Annotated in this window: 17 protein-coding genes; 5 read left to right on the top strand and 12 right to left on the bottom strand. The window is 65.7% G+C overall.

From position 1 onward, the window contains the following. Window positions 1-22: 22 nt before the first annotated feature. The 3 genes from pepN to argH form a co-directional block, all read right to left on the bottom strand. Complete coding sequence (gene pepN, locus M2331_RS15515; RefSeq protein ID WP_181561108.1) at window positions 23-2,623, bottom strand: aminopeptidase N; 2,601 nt, start codon at window positions 2,621-2,623, stop codon at window positions 23-25. A gap of 165 nt (window positions 2,624-2,788) precedes the next feature. Next, window positions 2,789-3,076 (bottom strand): hypothetical protein, encoded by a 288-nt coding sequence (locus tag M2331_RS15510; protein WP_181561107.1) that lies wholly within the window; start codon window positions 3,074-3,076, stop codon window positions 2,789-2,791. Further along, window positions 3,073-4,455 carry an argininosuccinate lyase gene (gene argH, locus M2331_RS15505; RefSeq protein ID WP_181561578.1) on the bottom strand — a complete coding sequence of 461 codons (1,383 nt, stop codon included), beginning with the start codon at window positions 4,453-4,455 and terminating at the stop codon, window positions 3,073-3,075. The genes M2331_RS15510 and argH overlap by 4 nt, the downstream gene beginning before the upstream one ends. A gap of 31 nt (window positions 4,456-4,486) precedes the next feature. On the opposite strand from argH, the gene M2331_RS15500 reads away from it, so the two are divergent. Next, window positions 4,487-5,116, top strand: a complete 630-nt coding sequence (locus M2331_RS15500) for a TlpA family protein disulfide reductase (protein WP_181561106.1) — start codon at window positions 4,487-4,489, stop codon at window positions 5,114-5,116. 15 nt (window positions 5,117-5,131) lie between these two features. Here the strand turns inward: M2331_RS15500 and M2331_RS15495 are convergent, their stop codons facing one another. Both M2331_RS15495 and M2331_RS15490 read right to left on the bottom strand, forming a co-directional pair. Next, the gene (locus M2331_RS15495) at window positions 5,132-6,763 is read right to left on the bottom strand and encodes a cisplatin damage response ATP-dependent DNA ligase (RefSeq protein ID WP_181561105.1); all 1,632 of its coding nucleotides are present in this window, start codon (window positions 6,761-6,763) and stop codon (window positions 5,132-5,134) included. Beyond that, window positions 6,763-7,764, bottom strand: coding sequence for a ligase-associated DNA damage response exonuclease (locus M2331_RS15490; RefSeq protein WP_181561104.1), 1,002 nt, complete (start codon window positions 7,762-7,764; stop codon window positions 6,763-6,765). Before M2331_RS15490 ends, M2331_RS15495 begins: the two co-directional genes overlap by 1 nt. Window positions 7,765-7,841: 77 nt before the next feature. Between M2331_RS15490 and tldD the strand changes: the two genes are divergently transcribed. Then, window positions 7,842-9,284 carry a metalloprotease TldD gene (gene tldD / locus M2331_RS15485; protein ID WP_181561577.1) on the top strand — a complete coding sequence of 481 codons (1,443 nt, stop codon included), beginning with the start codon at window positions 7,842-7,844 and terminating at the stop codon, window positions 9,282-9,284. 30 nt (window positions 9,285-9,314) lie between these two features. On the opposite strand, the gene M2331_RS15480 is transcribed toward tldD, so the two are convergent. After that, complete coding sequence (locus M2331_RS15480) at window positions 9,315-9,611, bottom strand: CcdB family protein (protein WP_181561103.1); 297 nt, start codon at window positions 9,609-9,611, stop codon at window positions 9,315-9,317. Further along, complete coding sequence (locus tag M2331_RS15475) at window positions 9,611-9,856, bottom strand: type II toxin-antitoxin system CcdA family antitoxin (RefSeq protein WP_181561102.1); 246 nt, start codon at window positions 9,854-9,856, stop codon at window positions 9,611-9,613. Before M2331_RS15475 ends, M2331_RS15480 begins: the two co-directional genes overlap by 1 nt. 67 nt (window positions 9,857-9,923) lie before the next feature. Between M2331_RS15475 and M2331_RS16600 the strand changes: the two genes are divergently transcribed. Beyond that, entirely contained in the window at window positions 9,924-11,039 is a 1,116-nt protein-coding gene (locus M2331_RS16600) for a DUF924 family protein (protein ID WP_319800993.1), read from the top strand. A gap of 27 nt (window positions 11,040-11,066) precedes the next feature. On the opposite strand, the gene M2331_RS15460 is transcribed toward M2331_RS16600, so the two are convergent. From M2331_RS15460 to M2331_RS15445, 4 genes are all read right to left on the bottom strand, one after another. Beyond that, a complete protein-coding gene (locus tag M2331_RS15460; RefSeq protein WP_181561101.1) occupies window positions 11,067-12,557 on the bottom strand; it encodes a DUF389 domain-containing protein in 1,491 nt (496 codons plus the stop codon). Between the two features lie 98 nt (window positions 12,558-12,655). Further along, on the bottom strand, window positions 12,656-13,792 hold the full coding sequence (locus M2331_RS15455) for an ATP phosphoribosyltransferase regulatory subunit (protein ID WP_181561100.1): 1,137 nt from the start codon (window positions 13,790-13,792) through the stop codon (window positions 12,656-12,658). A 92-nt stretch (window positions 13,793-13,884) separates the two neighbouring features. Then, the gene (gene serA, locus M2331_RS15450) at window positions 13,885-15,468 is read right to left on the bottom strand and encodes a phosphoglycerate dehydrogenase (RefSeq protein ID WP_181561099.1); all 1,584 of its coding nucleotides are present in this window, start codon (window positions 15,466-15,468) and stop codon (window positions 13,885-13,887) included. Window positions 15,469-15,580: 112 nt separating this feature from the next. Next, window positions 15,581-16,729, bottom strand: coding sequence for a phosphoserine transaminase (locus M2331_RS15445; protein ID WP_181561098.1), 1,149 nt, complete (start codon window positions 16,727-16,729; stop codon window positions 15,581-15,583). 273 nt (window positions 16,730-17,002) lie between these two features. On the opposite strand from M2331_RS15445, the gene M2331_RS15440 reads away from it, so the two are divergent. Further along, window positions 17,003-17,671, top strand: coding sequence for an extensin family protein (locus M2331_RS15440; protein ID WP_264592423.1), 669 nt, complete (start codon window positions 17,003-17,005; stop codon window positions 17,669-17,671). 44 nt (window positions 17,672-17,715) lie between these two features. Continuing rightward, window positions 17,716-18,591, top strand: coding sequence for an LOG family protein (locus tag M2331_RS15435; RefSeq protein ID WP_181561096.1), 876 nt, complete (start codon window positions 17,716-17,718; stop codon window positions 18,589-18,591). Between the two features lie 117 nt (window positions 18,592-18,708). On the opposite strand, the gene M2331_RS15430 is transcribed toward M2331_RS15435, so the two are convergent. After that, on the bottom strand, window positions 18,709-19,350 hold the full coding sequence (locus M2331_RS15430; protein ID WP_181561095.1) for a c-type cytochrome: 642 nt from the start codon (window positions 19,348-19,350) through the stop codon (window positions 18,709-18,711). Window positions 19,351-19,440: the final 90 nt, after the last annotated feature.

Below are 19,440 nucleotides of genomic sequence, written 5' to 3'. Positions count from 1 at the left end.
TCCGGCTGAAGTCCTATCCCGCTCAGGCGAGGCTCTTCGTCGCCTGCTCCATTACGTCCCGCGAGAGGCCGGGTTCGGCGATGATCCGCTCCAGCGCCGCACGCATCGCGGCACCCCGCTGCGCATCGAACCGGCGCCAGCGACCAAGTGGCGGCACGAGCCGCGCGGCGGTCTGCGGATTGAGCTTGTCGAGCGCGATGATGGCGCCTGCCACCATGTCATAGCCCTTGCCGTCCGCCCGGTGGAACGCCCATTGATTGGCGGCAAACGCGCCATAAAGCGCGCGGGCGCGGTTGGGGTTGGCCAGGGTAAAGTCGGGGTGGCTGCTCAGCGCCGCGACATTATCGACCGTCTCCGGATGGAAGGCCAAAGCCTGGGTCTGGAACCACTTGTCGATGACCAGCGCATTGCCCGCATAGCGCGCGTGGAACGCCGCCAGTGCTGCGTCCCGCTCTGCCGCCATGCCATTGGCGAGAACAGCCAGCGCGGCCTGGCGCTCGGTCATATTATCCGCCTGCTCGAACTGGGCGAAGGCAAGCGCCGGGCCATCCGATGCGCCTGATGCGACCAGATAGCTCAACGCAACCCCACGCAGCTTGCGCGCCGCCCGTGCGTCCGCCGAGAGCGAGAAGCCATTGCGCGCGCAATCGGCATGGAGCCGGCGCCAGTCCTGCTCCAGTTGCGCGCCGATCTCGTGCTGCAGCGCCTCGCGCGCCGCATGGATGGCGTCGGGATCGACGACCTGCATCTGGTCGCCGAGATAGGCCTCGCTTGGCAGCTTCACCGCTTCGGCGATCAGCGCCCGGTCCAGCGTGTCGTCGCTGATCGTCCGGCGGATCGAGTCGATGATCACGCCGCTCTCCAGCGGTCCGCCCGCAATGTGGCTGAGCAGGCCATTGATCATGAGCTGCTGCAGCGCCTCATAGCGGCTGAACGCATCGTCATCGCGCGCGGCGAGAAAGGCCAGATCCTGGGCGCTCTGCTCGGCTTCCACCACGATTGGCGCGGAGAAGCTGCGATTGAGCGAAAGCACCGGCGGCTGCGCGAAGCCGGTGCGCGTGATGACCGTCTCCGCCTGCGTCAGCACCTCCAACTCCTCGCCGGCATGGGCGCCCCTTTCCCGGTCGAACAAGGCGAAGAGGAATGGGATCGCCATGGGCTGCTTCTCGCCCTGCCCCGGCGTCGGCGGCACGGTCTGGCGCAAGGTGAGCGTCACCGTGCCGCTTGTCGCATCATGCGCAGCCTCGACCGTTACGCGCGGGGTGCCGGCCTGGCTGTACCAGAGCCGGAACTGCGCAAGATCGATCCCGCCGCCATCTTCCATCGCCCGCACGAAATCTTCGCAGGTCGCCGCCTGCCCGTCATGCCGCTCAAAATAGAGATCGGAGCCCTTGCGGAACCGCTCCGGCCCCAGCAACCGGGCCATCATGCGGATCAGCTCGGCGCCCTTGTTATAGACGGTCGCCGTGTAGAAGTTGCTGATCTCCATATAGGATTCTGGCCGCACCGGATGGGCGAGCGGACCGCCATCCTCCTGGAACTGGGCCGCGCGCAGCACCCGAACATCCTCGATCCGTTTGACTGCCGCAGAGCCCATGTCGGCAGAGAATTCCTGATCGCGGTAGACGGTGAAGCCTTCCTTGAGGGAGAGCTGGAACCAGTCCCGGCAGGTCACCCGGTCGCCGGACCAGTTGTGGAAATATTCGTGCGCCACCACCGCTTCAATGGCGTCATAATCCGGGTCGGTCGCCGTTTCCGGGTCCGCCAGAATGTAGCGCGTGTTGAAGATGTTGAGGCCCTTGTTCTCCATCGCGCCGAAGTTGAAATCCGCCACGGCCACGATGTTGAAAACGTCGAGATCATATTCGCGGCCATAGACGCGCTCGTCCCACGCCATCGAATCCTTGAGCGCCTTCATGGCATGATCCGTGCGAGGCAAATCGCTTTCCGCCACCCAGATGCCGAGCTTCACCGGCCGGCCGCTCATGGTCGTGAAACTGTCCGCATTGCAGGCGAGATTGCCCGCGACCAGCGCGAACAGGTAGCTCGGCTTGGGGAACGGATCGGTCCAGCGCGCCCAATGCCGCCCGTCCTCCAGATCGCCCGCCTCCACCGGATCGCCATTGGCGAGCAGCACGGGATAGGTCGCCTTGTCGGCGCGCAGCGTCACATCATAGCGCGAGAGCACATCCGGCCGGTCGGGGAAGAAGGTGATGCGACGGAAGCCCTCCGGCTCGCACTGGGTGCAGAGCAGGCCGCCAGAGGCGTAGAGCCCCATCAACTGCGTATTGGCCGCAGGATTGATCTCGACCTCGGTCTCGACGACGTGGCTCTCGCCGGTCAGTGGGATCAGCAGGGCGCCATCTTCCTGCCGCCAGTCGGAGGAGTCGAGCGTGCGGCCATCCACGGCGACCCGCAGCGGCGTCAGTCCGTCGCCATCCAGTCGCAGCGGCTGGGCATGATCGCCGCCGCGGGTGACCTCAAGCCGAGCCTTGACGCGGGTGGCGCGGGCATCGAGATCGAAGTCGAGGCCGATCTGCGTCACCTGCCAGAGCGGCGGACGATAATCCTCGCGGCGGATGACAGGCGGCGTGGCGGCGGCTTGGGTGGTCTGAATATCCATGTCCCAGTCCTATGCCCGCATCAGGCGGGGCACAAGCGGGGGAAGCCGCCGATGGCCAGAACTCCACCACCACGTTCCCGTTCGTGTCGAGCGAAGTCGAGACACGTTAGCGCTGTCCTTGGTGTCTCGACTTCGCTCGACACGAACGGAGCACCAGCAATCTATTTAGTCCCCACTCCGCCCGTTGTTCGGCCCGGGCGGCAAATCGAACGGGTCCTCCGCGCGCTCCATGGATCGGTCGAGCAGATCTGCCTGCCGGTCGGGCTTTGCCTGGGTGGATGGCGTCATGAGCTGCTTGGGCGTCTCCCGCTCAGGCGCGGCGGCGGCCTTGGGCACCTGGCCCATGCCCTCCTTGGGGCGCAGATCCTTCACCGAGCCGCAGCCCGCAAGACCAGCCGCCACGAGCAGCGTCAGAGCGGCGCGCGCGATCATCTTGTGATTCATCGCTTTCATCGACCAGTCTCTCCATCCAGCGCGGCTTGCGCTTCGGCAATCCGCGCGCGCACCTGATCGGGTGCGGTGCCCCCATAGCTCTTGCGACTGGCGACAGAGGCATCCACCGTCAGCACCGCATAGACGCGCTCGTCGATCCGCGCGTCGATAGCCTTGAGCGTCTCGATCGGCAGCGCGGCAAGCTGCACGCCCGCCTCTTCCGCTGCCTTGACCGCACGCCCGGTGATGTGATGCGCCTCGCGAAACGGCACATTGCCTTCCCGCACCAGCCAGTCGGCAAGGTCGGTTGCGGTTGCGAAGCCGCTTTCGGCCAGCGCCCGCATCCGTTCGGTGCGGAAGGTCGTCGTCTCCACCATGCCGGTCATCGCGGTGATGGAGAGGCCGAGCAGATCATGCGCCTCGAACAAAGGCGGCTTATCGTCCTGCATGTCCTTGGAATAAGCCAGCGGCAGGCCCTTCATGGTGACGCACAGCGACGTCATGCAGCCCATGATCCGCCCGGCATGGCCGCGCACCAGCTCGGCGGCATCGGGATTGCGCTTTTGCGGCATGATCGAGCTGCCGGTGGAATAGGCATCGGGCAGCGAAATGAAGCCGAAGGGCTGGCTTGCCCAGATCACGAACTCTTCCGCCAGCCGCGAGAGGTGCAGGCTGCACTGGGTGGCGGCCATGAGATAATCGAGCGCGAAATCCCGGTCGGAAACGCTGTCGAGGCTGTTGCGCGTCGGCCCGTCGAAGCCGAGCGCTTGCGCGGTCATATGCCGATCGGTCGGAAAGCCCGTGCCCGCCAGCGCCGCCGCACCGAGTGGCGAGAGATTGAGCCGCGCGCGCGCATCGGCAAAGCGCGAACGATCCCGCGCGATCATCTCATAATAGGCCATGAGGTGATGGCCGAGCGTCACCGGCTGGGCGCTCTGCAAATGGGTGAACCCGGGCATGACGCTCTGCGCATGCTCGCCCGCCCGACCGATCAGCGCGCGTTGCAGCGCCTTGAGGCTGGCATCGACCTCATCAATGGCATCGCGCACGAAGAGGCGGAAATCGGTCGCCACCTGATCGTTGCGCGAACGTGCGGTGTGCAGCCGCCCCGCCACCGGCCCGATCTTCTCGGCCAGCCGCGCCTCGGTGGCCATATGAATGTCCTCAAGGTCGAGATCCTCGGGCAGATCACCGGCTTCATACTCGGCCTGGATCGCCTCCAGCCCGCCAATGATCGTCGCCGCCTCGTCCTGCGCAAGGATGCCTTGCGCGCCAAGCATCCGGGCGTGCGCGATGGAGCCGGCAATGTCCTGCCGCCACAAGCGCTTGTCGAACGGAAGCGAGGCATTTATCTCGCGCATGACGGCGGCCGGCCCGGCCGCGAAGCGACCGCCCCACATGCTGTTCGCGCCCTTGCTTGCGGAGTCTGCCATGCGCTCTATTTCTGCCCTTGCTATGCTGATCGGCCTCTCACTGGCCGCGAGCGGCTGCGATAGGCAATCCGCTCAAAACGCGCAAGGCGCCGGCAACGCCGCCGCGGTGGGCAATGCCCTCTCCCCCGATGAAGTGAGCCCGGACGAAGCCGCACCGGGGAGCGCGGGCAAGACCTTCTCCCATGTCATTGACCGCAGCCACAAGGGCGAGGCGATGCCGGACAAGCCCTTCACCACCATCGAGGGCAAACCGACGACGCTCAAGGCCATTGCGCAGGGCAAGCCGATGCTGGTCAATCTTTGGGCGACCTGGTGCGCGCCTTGCGTGGCCGAACTGCCTGCCCTCGACCGCGCCGCCAAGGCTGCGGAGGGCAAGGGCGTTAAAGTGATCGCCGTTTCTCAGGACATGGAGCCGGATGGCGTTCCCGCCTTCTGGTCGGCGCGCAAGCTCTCCACCCTGCAAACCTGGCTGGACCGGGAGAATGCGCTCGGCTTCCATTATGGCACCGGCACGCTGCCGACGACCATTCTCTACGATGGCGCGGGCAAGGAAGTCGCCCGCATCGTCGGTGCGCTGGAGTGGGATGAGGAAGATGGGCAGAAACTGATCGCCGAAATTGGCGGGTAAGCCCTCCCGACTCCCCTAGCCGGAGATCATCGCCCGCAAGCTTTCGATCCGGTCGGCCTCATGGGCGGGCTTGTCATTGCGGATGCGGCTGATGCGCGGGAAGCGCATGGCGAGGCCGGATTTGTGGCGCTTGCTCTCATGGATCGAATCGAACGCGACTTCGAAGACCAGGCTCTTATCCGTCTCCCGCACCGGTCCGAAGCGATGGAGGGTGTGGCGGCGGACATGAGAATCGAGCCACTTCAGCTCCTCGTCGGTAAAGCCGAAATAGGCCTTGCCGACAGGCAGCAGCTCGGCGCCGGCATCGGGATCGCCATCCCAACAACCGAAAGTGAAATCGCTGTAGAAGGAGGAGCGCTTGCCGCTGCCGCGCTGGGCATACATCAGCACGCAATCGGCGAGCAGGGGATCGCGCTTCCACTTGTACCACAGGCCCGTGCGGCGGCCGGCGACATAAGGGCTATCCCGCCGCTTGAGCATCACGCCCTCAATGGCATCATCGCGTGCGCGCTCGCGAATGGCGGCAAGATCGGCAAGGCTTGCAGCCTCGATCAGCGGCGAAATGTCGAAGCGGGTGGGGTCGAGCCGGGGGAGCAGCGCCTCCAGCACGGCGCGGCGCTGCTCCCAACTGAGCGCGCGGTGATCCTCGCCGTCGGAGAGCAAGACGTCGTAGAGGCGGACGAAGGCGGGAAAATCGGTGAGCATCGCCTTTGAGACGGTCTTGCGCCCCAGCCGCTGCTGCAAGGCGTTGAAGCTCGCCGCGCCGCCCTCTTCGCCGCCCTGATGGCTGCCCCGCACCAGCAGTTCGCCATCGAGCACGCCGGGCTCGCGAAATGCCGCCGCGATATCCGGGAAGCTGCCGGTGATGTCGTCCCCGGTGCGTGAGAAGAGCCGCGTGTCCCCGCCCGGCCCCGCGCCATCCGACTCCGGCACATGGACGATCTGCACGCGGATGCCGTCCCATTTCCACTCGGCGCCATAGTCGGCCATATCGAGCGTTTCGCGCGCGATGACATCATCCTCCAGCGGATGCGCCAGCATGAAGGGACGGAAGGTGGGGATATGGTCGACGCGCGGCGGAGGGCCACCCTTGGCGGCCCAATCGAACAGCGCGCCATAAGGCGGCGTCTGGCCGTGCCAATATTCCTCGACATCGTCCACCGGCACATCGAACGCCTGCGCGAAGGCAACCTTGGCGAGCCGCGCCGAAATGCCGATGCGCATCGCACCCGTCGCCATCTTGATGAGCGCATAGCGGCCATTCACATCGAGCCGATCCATGAGGTTTGCCAGCGCGGGCGCCACGGATTGGCGGGTCATGGCGGACAGCGCGGCCACCGTTTCGCTCAGGCTCGGCGGATCGAGCGCGGCGGGATTTTCCGGCCAGAGCAGGCTTGCCGTCTCCGCCGTATCGCCGACGAAATCCCGGCTGAGCTTGAACAGAACCGGGTCCACACGGTCCATCAGCAAGGCACGGATCGTGCCGGCCTTCACCGCCGGAAAATCGAGGCCGTCCGTCAGCGCAGCCAGCGCCCAGCCCCGGTCAGGGTCGGGGGTCTCGCGCAGATAGGCGGCGATAAGGGCAAGCTTGCCGTTGCGCGAGCGGGTGTAGACGAGCGCATCCAGCAGGGCGGCGAAGGCCTCCATCAGTCGTCCTCATCCTCATAGCCGACAAGGGCGAGCGCGCGGGCACGGCGCTGGTGCAGCTCGCACCAGCGCAGCAACGCATCTTCCCGGCCATGAGTGATCCAGGTCTGCGCCGGATTCACCTCCGCGATCGTGGTCGTCAGTTCCGCCCAGTCGGCATGATCCGAGATCACCAGGGGCAGCTCAACATTGCGCTGCCGCGCGCGCTGCCGCACCCTCATCCAACCGCTTGCCATGGCCGTGACCGGATCGGGCAGGCGACGGCTCCAGCGATCGTTGAGGGCCGAAGGCGGGCAGAGGATGATCTGCCCGGCCAGCGCACCCTTGGGCATCCCCGCGATCAATCGCAGCTCGCCAAGATCGACGCCCAGCTCCTCATACAGCCGGCACATCCGCTCCAGCGCCCCGTGCAGATAGATCGGCGCGGCATAGCCTTCCCGGCGCAGCTCGGCGATGACGCGCTGCGCCTTGCCCAGCGCATAGGCGCCTACAAGGATGCAGCGATCCGGATTGGCCTCGCGCGCCTTGAGCAGCTTGCCGATCTCCTCGCCGATGGCCGGGTGACGGAAGACCGGCAGGCCGAACGTGGCTTCGGTGATGAAGACATCGCAGGGCGTAACCTGAAAAGGCGGGCATGTCGGATCGGCCCGGCGCTTATAGTCACCAGTGACGATCACCCGCTCGCCGGCATGTTCAAACAGGATCTGCGCGGACCCGAGCACATGCCCAGCCGGCAGGAAGGTCGCCTGCACGCTCCCCGGCAGGCTGATCGTCTCGCCGTAGGCCACCGGTTGCGCGGCGCCGGGCGGACCGTACCGCAGGTCCATGATGGCCAGCGTCTCCGGCGTCGCGATGCAGCGGCCATGGCCGCCCCGGGCATGATCGGCATGGCCGTGCGTGACGAGGGCTGTCTCCACCGGATCGGCCGGATCGACCCACGCCTTGGCCGGCACGACATGCAGCCCATGCGCCTCTGCGCGAATCCAGGAGAAGTCGGCCATGGCCTCTAAATGGCGACCGGCACGTCCCGGTTCCAGCGCGGCTTTGCGATGTGCCCCAAAGGACCTATATCATGGCCATGACAGATGCTGCTCCCCAGACCACAGACGTGCGTTCCTTCCTGTATCGCGATGGGTCTCTCGACCCGGATAGCGCCCGCCGGCTCACCGCCGAGGCGCTTACCGGCTGCGAGGATGGCGAGCTTTACTTGCAATATGTCGCGACCGAGAGCTTCGGCTTCGATGATGGGCGGCTGAAGACAGCGGATTATTCCACCGATGCCGGATTTGGCCTGCGCGGCGTCTCTGGCGAGATGACCGGCTTCGCGCACGCCAATGACATCAGCGAGCGGGCGATCCGCAAGGCAGCGCAGACGCTCCAGCTGCTCGACCCGGCGCGGCAGCCGATGACAACGGCGCCACAGCGCACCAACCGGCATCTTTATACCGACGCCAATCCGCTCGATCTCGTCCCCTTCGCGCAGAAGGTGGACCTGATGGCCAAGATCGACGCAGCAGCGCGGGCCCGCGATCCGCGCGTGGTGCAGGTCTCTGCGGTGCTGGCCGGTAGTTGGTCGGTGGTTGAGATCGTGCGGCCGGACGGCTTCGTGGCAACCGACGTGCGTCCCCTCGTCCGCCTCAACGTCTCGATCATCATGGAAGAGGATGGGCGGCGCGAAACCGGCTATTTTGGCATTGGCGGGCGCTATCTCTACGATTCTCTGTTCGAGGAGGCGACCTGGCAGCGCGCGATCGACGAGGCGCTTAAACAGGCGCAGGTCAACCTCCGCTCGGTGCCCGCGCCGGTGGGCGAGATGACCGTGCTGCTTGGCCCCGGCTGGCCGGGCGTGATGCTGCACGAGGCGGTCGGTCATGGCCTGGAAGGCGATTTCAACCGCAAGGGCACCAGCGCCTTCTCGGGCAAGATTGGCGAGCGCGTGGCGGCGCCGGGCGTGACGGTGGTCGACAATGGCGCGATGGACGCGCGACGCGGGTCGCTCAGCATCGATGATGAAGGCACCCCGACGCAGGTGAATGTGCTGATCGAGGATGGCATTCTGCGCGGCTACATGCAGGACCGGCTCAACGCGCGGCTGATGGGCGTGGCACCCACTGGCAACGGCCGGCGCGAAAGCTATGCCCATGCGCCGATGCCACGCATGACCAACACTTATGCGCGCGCGGGCAACGACGATCCCGCCGAGCTGCTCAGCCGCGTGAAGACCGGCATCTTCGCGCGCAGCTTTGGCGGTGGGCAGGTGGACATCGTCTCGGGCAAGTTTGTCTTCTCCTGCACCGAGGCGTACAAGGTGGAGAATGGCAGGATCGGCGACCCGATCAAGGGCGCAACGCTGATCGGCGATGGCCCCGCCGCGCTGCACCGCATCGTCGGCATCGGCAACGACCTCGCGCTCGATGAAGGCATCGGCATGTGCGGCAAGGCGGGACAAGGCGTGCCCGCTGGCGTGGGCCAGCCGACGCTGCTGCTCGAAGGGCTGACGGTCGGCGGCACCGGGGGTTGAGGCGCCGGTCGGAACGACCAGCCGACGCCCTCACACCCCGGTCAGCAGCATGTCGAGCGCGTTCTTGATCCGGTATTCTTCTTGCGCGAGGGAGCCGGCGATTTCTTGGATTTCCGACACGGACACTGCACCTGCAAACTGGGTGACAAGCACCCAGTCTTCGCCCTGCATACGAAAGCGGGGATTGAGGCCCGGCCGGGGCGGCGGCGCGTCGTTTGGGTAAGCCAGCGGAACGACAAACCGTGTGTTGATGCCCGACAGCACCTCAGCCTGACAGTCTACGACATACTGCCCCGACCTCAGCCGAACGACATCATATTGGGCCATTAAAACATGCGGTAACGGGCAAGGGGAAGGCCGTTCTTCTCAACCCACGCGTTGTGGGCTTCGACCCACTCCTTGTTCTCCTCCTGCCAGCGCCGCTCGCGCTCTGCCTTCGCCGCCGCGCGCAGGGCCGCTTCGCAAGTCTGGGAGAGATTGATCCCGGCCTCCCGCGCGGCCTCCACCACGCCAGTATCGAGCGAGAGATTGACTGGCTTGCGCTTGCCGGACGCGATAGGATCAAGCTTCATATGCGCAAGCTATGCGCATGAACCATGCGCGTCAATGTGCGCATCCGACCAGCAAGACCTGAGGCCCATGTCTGAATTCTTCACTGCCATTTCCGACAAGCAACGCAGTTTCATCGAGAAACAGCCGGTCTTCTTTGTCGCCACCGCTGCGGACGGCGCGCGGATCAACCTCAGTCCCAAGGGCATGGACAGCTTCCGCGTGCTGGGGCCCAATCTGGTCGGCTATCTGGATGTGGGGGGATCCGGCAACGAGACCCAGGCCCATCTTTCAGCGGACGGGCGCATCACCATCATGTTCTGTGCGTTCGACCAGCCCCCGCTGATCCTGCGACTCTATGGGCGCGGCAAGGCAGTGCTGCCTCAGGATGATGAATGGGATTTCGCCTCGCGGCCCTTCACAATCCTGCCCGGTACAAGGCAGATCTTCATGATCGCGGTGGAGAGCGTGCAGGAGAGTTGCGGCTGGGGCGTGCCCTTCATGCGGCACGAGAAGGATCGCGACACGCTCTCTCGTTATCATGAGCAGAACGAAACGCCGGAACGGCTGGCGCGCATCTCAACCCGGACGCAAAGCATCGATGGCCTGCCGCTGCGCGTGCAGGACCATTTCCCCGAGCGCAAGCCGGCGCAGGTGCATGTCGATCCCGACTGGGTGCCGGCGGTGCTCAATCACTGGCTCAATGAGATCGGCCCGGAGGGCTGGTTCGATTCGAGCGAGGAAGAGGATGTGCGACTGACGCATCTCTTCCGTTCGCTCTGGGAAGCGCAGCGCGACAAGCCTGCCGATATGTTCGTGGCCGATGCCGACACGGCGCTGGCGGCGCTAATCCTGTTCGACCAGTTTCCGCGCAACATGTTCCGGGGCGAGGCTCGCGCCTTCGCGACCGATCCGCTCGCCCGCGAAATCGCCCGCACGGCATTGCAGCGTGGCTTCGACAAAGCATTCGTCGAGGGCGCCCGCGCCTTCTTCTACATGCCGTTCATGCACAGCGAGGACCTGTCCGATCAGGACTTGTGCGTGGCGTTGTTCAGCGCGCCGGGCTTCGAGCATAATCTGAAATTCGCCAAGGCCCACCGCGAGATCATCGCCCGCTTCGGCCGCTTCCCGCATCGCAATGCGGCGCTTGGACGGGAAACCCGGCCCGAGGAGCAAGAGGCGGTGGCGGAGGGCAGCGACTGGTAACCCACCGCCGCTCGCAGCGGATCGGCATCAGTCCGGCAGGCGCCAAGTCAGGCGGACATCTGCATCGCCATTTGGCGCGATCAGCAGGCGCTGGTCCGGAATTTGTTGGGCGCGCAGGATCTCCCGCACCATCTCGGCGCGTGCGGCCTGCCCCGTGATGGTGATGCCCAAAGGCACCCGCCGCGCCGCCCACACGGCCAGATCGAGATCGGCAGCGCCCTGCTGCGTCAATGCCTCGCCCGAAAAGCCGATGACCGGCAGCGGGGCGGGCGGCGGCGTCAGAACCAGCGTCCAGCCATCGAGGCCGGCGGATGCGCGCCGTTCCAGCTGGCGGTAGAGATCGAGCGATGCGCCGGACAGCGGCTCGGCTGCAACGGTGGCCTGGCGCCGACCCCGGTCCACCAGCACCGCATCGCTGGACACGCCAGCGACGAGGGCCAGTCGGTCCACCGCCGTCGTCGCAAAGCGCTCAAGGCTCTGCGTGCGCTCGCGAGATTGGGCGGCGGCCACCTGAGCCGCCTCGCTATTGCCCGCCCCCACCTGGATCTGGTCGATGGTGACATCCAGGTCCCGCTGCAGCGCATCGCGCAGGCTGGTCGCGGTGTCCCGCTCGGCATCCTTCGCATAAGTGGGCGTAAGCACGGTGGCGACGACCCGCATGGGCTGGCGATTGAAATCCGTTTCCAGATCGCTGATGCGTGCCGTCTGAGGGAATTGGCGCTGGATCACGTCCCGCACCTGGCGGGCGGCCAACGTCTCCCAGGCGATATGTCGCAAGGTGAGCGCCAGCGGCACCGAGAGCGCCGTCATGCAGACCACCATGACGATGCTTTGCAGCCGGGTATGCGCCGGCGTGAGGTGGGAGCCAAAGCCGTAGAGCCGCGCCATGAATGCGGCCGTGAGCGTGATCGTGACCGTGTTGGTCATGAAGAGCAGGAAAGCACCGCCCGCGATGGTCCAGTTCCATGTGGCGATGCCGAAGCCGACGGCGGCGAGCGGCGGCATGAGGGCGATGGCGATGGCGACGCCCACGACCGTCTCGCCCCGCCCGCGAATAAGCGCATAACCACCCGCGAGTGCCGAGAAGAAAGCGACGAGAAGATCGAAGAGATTGGGCCGCGTGCGGGCCGCGATTTCCGTCGTCACGGTCTGCACCGGTGAAACCAGGACGAACAGCGCGGTGAACGCGATCGCAATCACCGCGCCGACCGCCAACGCGAAGCCGGATGCGCGCATTTCGGCAAAATCCAGCGTTGCAAGCGCAAAGCCCAGGCCTATGATCGGCATCATCAACGGAGACAGCAGCATGGCGCCGATGAGGACCGCGCTGGACGGCAGCAGCAGCCCGAGAATGGCGATACCGGCGGATATGACCGTCATGAAGACGTAGCGCGGCGACCAGCCGGATTCCTCGACGATCCTCCGCAGGATTGCGTCGTGATCCACCGTCGCAATCGAGCGTTCCCGCCAGCTGACCCAGAGGGGGTTGCGCGAAACCGCGTAGGTCTTGTTGGTCAAGCGATCGGCTCCTCTGCCACGTGCGTCATTCCATTGACGCCCTAGCAGGGAAAATCGCTGTGTTTCCAGTCCGCTGCCCATGCGGACGAGCCGGGACCTTACAATCGCCGAAGCTCGGTGCCGTCCAGAATCGCTTCGCAACCCAGCGCCAGCGGGTCGTCGGCCTCGTCCAGCGCGGCGATGGTCACCCAGCCTTCCGCCCGGAGCGCCGCAGCCCGGGCACCATCATGGCCGATCGGCAAGAACGCCCGCTGCGCGGCGGTGGTGCCGAACCCGGCGTCGATGAGCGGATCAGGGTAGAGCGAGAAGCCCATGGCCGGCTCGCTGCCGCCATCTGCGCGGGCGACCGCGTAGCTGCCCCCGCGCCCGATCTCGCCAATGAAGCCCTCGGCAAAAACCGAGAAGCCGAACCAGCTTTGATATTCGAAACCGTGGCGCTCGGTCGGATCCAGCGTCAGCGTGATGTCCCAGCCAATGGGCTTGGCAATCGCGCGCAAGGCGCCGATCAATTCGCGAAGCGCACCTTTGGCCGGACCCGCGTCAAATGCCTCGAGCCGTTCCATTGCGGGGTGGAAAGGCCCTGTCGCCTCTATAAGCGCCATATAGGGCTTCGCCGCTGCGCCCAGCGCTGTCAGCGAGCCCGCATCCTTTGCGTCGAGACTGTCACGGACCGCCTCGACGTCGCCCTGGGGGAGCGGCATCGGGCCATCGGCCAGCATCGTCACGAGATCGGGCAAGGTGAAGTCAATGGTGATGCCGCTGACGCCGGCGCGCTGCAGCGCTTCGATCGCTACGTTGACGATCTCGACTGCCGCCGCGACGCTGTCCGTGCCGATGATCTCGGCGCCGACCTGCATCCGCTCGCGCTCGGGCCGCAACTGGTCGGCCCGCAGCTTCATCACCGGCCCGCCATAGCACAGGCGCAGCGGACGCGGGGTCGCGGCCATGCGGGTCGCGGCGATGCGGCCGATCTGGGCGGTCATGTCCGGACGGATCGCCAGGCTGCGCTGGGAGAGCGGATCGACGGCGCGGAGCAGATCTTCGGCGCGGGCCGACTGCAGGCGCGCGACCAGCGTTTCCTCGAACTCGGCCAGGGCCGGCATCACGCGCCGATAACCATGCGATGCGACGGTATCGAGCACTTCGCGCACGAGGCGGGCGGAGGCCTCCGCCTTGGGCGGCAGACGATCGGCAAGCCCTTCGGGCAGCAATCCGGGAGCGATGGCTTCAGTCATGGCGCGGCATTTAGCCGATTCCGCTCGCCAAGCGAGGATAAATTACAAGCGTGACCGGCCCGACGTGATGACACGCCGGGCCAGGCCGTGATTTAGAACTTGAGCGGGCAGACCCGATGCACGTTCGGCAGGGCGCAGATCTTGTCGACCAGCGTCTGCGGCACGGTCTCGTCGACCGAGAGCAGCAGGATCGCCTCGCCACCAGCCTCGCGACGGCCAAGGTGGAAGGTGCCGATGTTGATCTTGGCCTCGCCAAGAATGCCACCGACGCCACCGATGAAGCCCGGCGCATCGACATTGGCGATGTAGAGCATGGTGCCATCGAGATCGGCCTCGACCTTGATGCCGAACAGCTCGACCAGACGCGGCGCGCCGTTGCCGAACAGCGTGCCGGCCACCGAGCGCTCGCCCTGCGAGGTCTTCACCGAGACGCGGATCAGGGTGCTGTAGTCGCCCTCGCGCTCGGTCTTGATCTCGCGCACCTCGATGCCGCGCTCGCGGGCGAGGAAGGGCGCGTTGACCATGTTCACCGTGTCCGTCTGCGTGCGCAGGAAACCGGCGAGAACGGCCGAGACGATCGGTTTCTGGTTGAGTTCGGCCGCCGCGCCCTCGCTGTGGATCGAGATCCGGGGGATGACGTCACGCGAAAGCTGGCCAACCAGGCTGCCCAGCTTCTCGGCCAGCGCCATATAGGGCTTGAGCTTGGGCGCTTCCTCAGCCGACAGGCTCGGCATGTTGAGCGCGTTGGTGACGCCGCCGCTCAGCAGATAGTCGCTGAGCTGCTCGGCGACCTGCAGCGCCACGTTCACCTGCGCTTCGCTGGTGGACGCGCCGAGGTGCGGGGTCGAGATGAAGTTGGGCGTGCCGAACAGCGGGCTGTCCGTCGCCGGCTCGGTCTGGAACACGTCCAGCGCCGCGCCGCCGATGTGCCCGCTGTCGAGACCGGCCTTCAGCGCCGCCTCGTCGACCAGGCCGCCGCGCGCACAGTTGATGATGCGCACGCCCTTCTTGGTCTTGGCCAGATTCTCGGCCGAGAGGATGTTGCGGGTCTGGTCGGTCAGCGGCGTGTGCAGCGTGATGAAATCCGCCTTGGCCAGCAGCGTGTCCAGATCCGCCTTCTCCACGCCCATTTCGATGGCGCGCTCAGGAGTCAGGAACGGGTCGAAGGCGACGACCTTCATCTTGAGGCCCAGCGCGCGGCTGGCGACGATGGAGCCGATATTGCCGGCACCGATCAGGCCGAGCGTCTTGCCGGTGACCTCGACACCCATGAAGCGGTTCTTCTCCCACTTGCCGGCCTGCGTGGAGGCATCGGCCTCCGGCAGCTGGCGGGCGAGGGCGAACATGAGGGCGATGGCGTGTTCGGCGGTGGTGATCGAGTTGCCGAAGGGCGTGTTCATCACCACAATGCCCTTGGCCGAAGCGTAAGGAATATCGACATTGTCGACGCCGATGCCGGCGCGGCCGATGACCTTGAGATTGGTCGCGGCGTCGATGATTTCCTTGGTGACCTTGGTGGCCGAGCGGATCGCCAGACCATCATATTTGCCGATGATTTCCTTGAGCTCGTCGGGCTTCAGTCCGGTGATTTCGTCCACCTCGCACCCGCGCTCGCGGAAAATCTGCGCGGCCTGCGGGTCCATCTTGTCGGAAATGAGAACTTTGGGCTTGGTCATTTTACTGTCCTTCAAAGAGAGACAGTGCCCCTGCGAAAGCAGGGGCCCAGGGCGGGATGGCAATGCTGCTGGGCCCTGGGCTCCTGTTTTCACAGGAGCACCGGAAGCGGGGTCAGGCGGCAGTCGCGCTCAGCGCGGCCTTGGTCTCGGCATAGGCCCAGTCGAGCCAGGGGCCGAGCGCCTCGATGTCCGCGGTGTCGACCGTGGCGCCGCACCAGATGCGCAGGCCTGCCGGAGCGTCGCGGTAACCCGCGACGTCATAGGCGGCATCCGCCTTCTCGAGCAGCGAGGCCATCTTCTTGATGAAGTCGGCGTCGGCGCCCTCGACGGTGAGGCACACGCTGGTGATCGAGCGGGTCGCCGGATCGGCGGCAAGATGCCCGAGCCAGTCGCGCGATTCCACAATGGCATTGAGCGCATCGGCATTGGCCTGCGCGCGGGCGATGAGGCCCTTGGCGCCACCGATGGTCTTGGACCATTCGAGCGCGAAGATCGCATCTTCGACCGCCAGCATGGACGGCGTGTTGATCGTCTCGCCCTTGAACACGCCCTCAGCGAGCTTGCCCTTGGACATCAGGCGGAACACCTTGGGCAGCGGCCAGCTCGGCGTGTACTGCTCAAGCCGTTCGACGGCACGCGGGCCGAGGATCAGCACGCCATGGCCGCCCTCACCGCCCAGCACCTTCTGCCAGGAGAAGGTGGCGACGTCGATCTTGTCCCACGGCAGGTCGTAGGCGAACACGGCGCTGGTCGCGTCCGCGAAGGAGAGGCCCTCGCGGTCGTCCGCGATCCAGTCGCCATTGGGCACGCGCACGCCCGAGGTGGTGCCATTCCAGGTGAAGAGCACGTCATTCGACCAGTCGACCGCATTCAGACCAGGGATCTGCCCGTAGTCGGCGCGCAGAACCGTCGGATCGAGCTTGAGCTGCTTGGCGGCATCGGTGACCCAACCTTCACCGAAGCTCTCCCAAGCGAGCGTCGTCACGGGGCGCGCGCCCAGCATCGTCCACATTGCCATCTCGAAGGCGCCAGTGTCGGAGCCGGGCACGATGCCAATGCGGTGCGTCTCGGGCAGGTTCAGCAGCTCGCGCATCAGGGCGATGCAATAAGCGAGGCGATCCTTGCCGAGCTTTGAGCGGTGGGAGCGTCCGAGCACTTCGGTGGCCAGCTTCGCCGGATCATAGCCGGGCGGCTTGGCGCAGGGGCCGGACGAGAAATGGGGGCGGGCCGGCGTGGTCGCCGGCTTCGTAACGTCAATCATGGTATGCGTCTCCTTGCAGAGAGCACGCGCGGCGTTGGGACCGCGTGGCCCGCCGGCGGCCATAGAGATTTGCAGACGGGTGTCAATGTAAGATCGGGCTAAGATCGGGGCCGGCGTGCCTCGCCCGGGCTGAACGGACCTTGGGCGGACATGCGCCAGACCGCGCGCGGCGGTCGAGGCATCCCCTTGCACTGTCTAGGTTTTGTTCAGCTGCGATGCGTGATAAACGGCGCCATGATCCATTGGGCGTCATCGGTGGGATTTGGGGCAGGAATGCGCAGGCTGGTCGGCCTGTTGCTGGTCACCAGTCTTGCCGCCTGCGCCGACCGCCCCAGCCCGCGCACCGGTGCAAGGGCGCCGGTGGCTGCCGCGCCGGCACAACGCACAATGCCGAACAGCGAGAGCTATCGCATGTGCGCGGCGCGCCTCTCGACCGCGAAGGTCCGCTTCGAGCCGCTGCCCAATCAGGATCGCGGCGGCGGCTGCACGACAATCGATACCATCCGCCTGCTGGAGATCGGCACGCCGGTGGCCAATCTGGGGCCGATGACCTGCCCCCTCGCCGCCAATTTCGCGGCCTGGGTGCAATATGCGGTGCGCCCCGCCGCGCGACTCTATCTGCGCAGCGAAGTGGTGCGCGTCGAGACCTTCGGCACTTATGCCTGCCGCGATGTCCGTGGCACCGGCGGGACCATCGCCGGCAAGCGTAGCGAACATGCGCACGCCAATGCCGTGGACATTTCCGCCTTCGTGCTGGCCGACGGGCGCCGAATCAGCCTGGTGAACGATTGGCAGGGCGAGAGCACCCACGCCCAGTTCCTGCGGGTCCTCCACCAGAGCGCGTGCAAGCGATTCCGCACAGTGCTCGGCCCGGACTATAACAGCGCCCACCGCGACCATTTCCATTTCGACATGGGCGGACGGGGCAGTTTTTGCCGCTGAACCCGCCGGTTTTCTTCTCCGCCGAAATCGTCTAGCGCCACTGGATGACAGACCAGCCTACAGTGCGCGAAAGCAAGTTTCGCCGTGCCCGCGAAGAAGCCATCGATGCCAAGCGGATCATCCCCACCCCGCAGACAGAAAGCAAATCCTACAAGCTGGCCTTCCAGGACAACGAGTTTCTGCTGCGGGAAGACCTGCGGCCGGTCCGCTTCCAGCTCGAGTTGATGAAGCCCGAGCTGCTGCTCGATGAAGCGAAGATCGCCTCGACCTTCGTCTTCTATGGCTCGGCGCGCATTCCTGAGCCAGAGGCCACGCAGGCGCTGATCGATGCCGCGCCCGACGAGCGCGCCCGGAAAGTCGCCGAGCGTCTCGCCGAAAAGGCGCGTTATTATGAGGAAGCCCGCAAGCTGGCGCGAATCGCGGCGCAATGTCCGCCGAACGAAGCTGGCTGCCATCACTTCGTCGTGTGTTCGGGCGGCGGCCCCTCTATCATGGAGGCGGCCAATCGGGGCGCGGCGGACGTCGGCGCGCAAACCATCGGGCTCAATATCGTGCTGCCGCACGAACAGGCGCCCAACCCCTATGTGACGCCCGATTTATCCTTCCAGTTCCACTATTTCGCGCTGCGCAAGATGCACTTCACCCTGCGCGCTCGCGCGCTCGCAGTGTTCCCCGGTGGTTTCGGCACGTTCGACGAATTTTTCGAGCTGCTAACCCTGGTGCAGACCGGCAAGATGAAGCGCATCCCCATCCTGCTGTTCGGCAAGGACTTCTGGACACGCGTCGTGAATTTCGAGGCGTTGGCCGAGGAAGGCGTGATCAGCCCACGCGATCTCGATCTGATCAGCTGGGTCGAAACGGCTGAAGAAGGCTGGGCCGTGGTCGAGAGCTTTTATGCGGATAGCCAGCCGGGCTGCTGAGGTCCGCGCCCGTCCGGCTCGCTGATACCAGCGGGTCCGATAACAAAAGCGGCGCGGGTTGCCCCGCGCCTGCTTGAATATTTGACCGAACCCAAGCCTGGGCTCTGGCTAATGAGATTATTCGTGCGGCGTCGCAGCGTTGGCGGCAGCGCCCTCGGCGCCCGCTTCCGCCGCATTGTCTGCAGCAGCCGCATTGTCGGCGCCACCTTCTGCCGCAGGGGCCTCGGCCGGTGCATCGGCAGCCGGGAGAGGCAGGTTCGAGCCCTGCGTGTTGAGATAGGCGATCAGATTGGCGCGATCTTCAGGCTTGCTGAGACCGGCGAAACTCATCTTTGTGCCGTTGGCGAACGAACGCGGCGAGGTCAGCCAGTGATCCAGCTGCTCGAAGGTCCAGTTGCCGCCCACCTTCTTGAGCGCATCCGAGAAAGCGAAGCCGCCACGGCCATGGCCGATCGGGTCGCCAACGATGGCCCAGAGGTTGGGGCCGATGCCATTGGCGCCCCCCTGATTGACCGTGTGGCAGGCCACGCACTTGGCGAAGACCTTCTCACCAGCCGCCACGTCCGCCGAGGCGAGCAGCGTGTTCAGCGAAGGACCTGACGCACCGCCCTCGCCTTCCGCCTCAACGCCCTCGATCGCGTAGCCCATCGGCTCGGGACGCTCGGCGTGAAACAGCTTGCTGCTCACAATGCCGCTGCCAAGCGCAATGATGCCGCCAAACAGTGCCCAGCCTGCAATGGTATTGAAACGATCGCTCATGCGCCCTCAATCTCCAGAAATCTACCCGACGCGCGACCTCCTCAATCGCGGCGCTGCCGGTGCCCGTCGGCGCTCCCCTTAATGACTGCA

Source organism: Sphingobium sp. B10D7B, from assembly GCF_025961955.1.
GTDB lineage: Bacteria > Pseudomonadota > Alphaproteobacteria > Sphingomonadales > Sphingomonadaceae > Sphingobium.
This window is presented reverse-complemented; position numbering and strand designations above follow the sequence as displayed.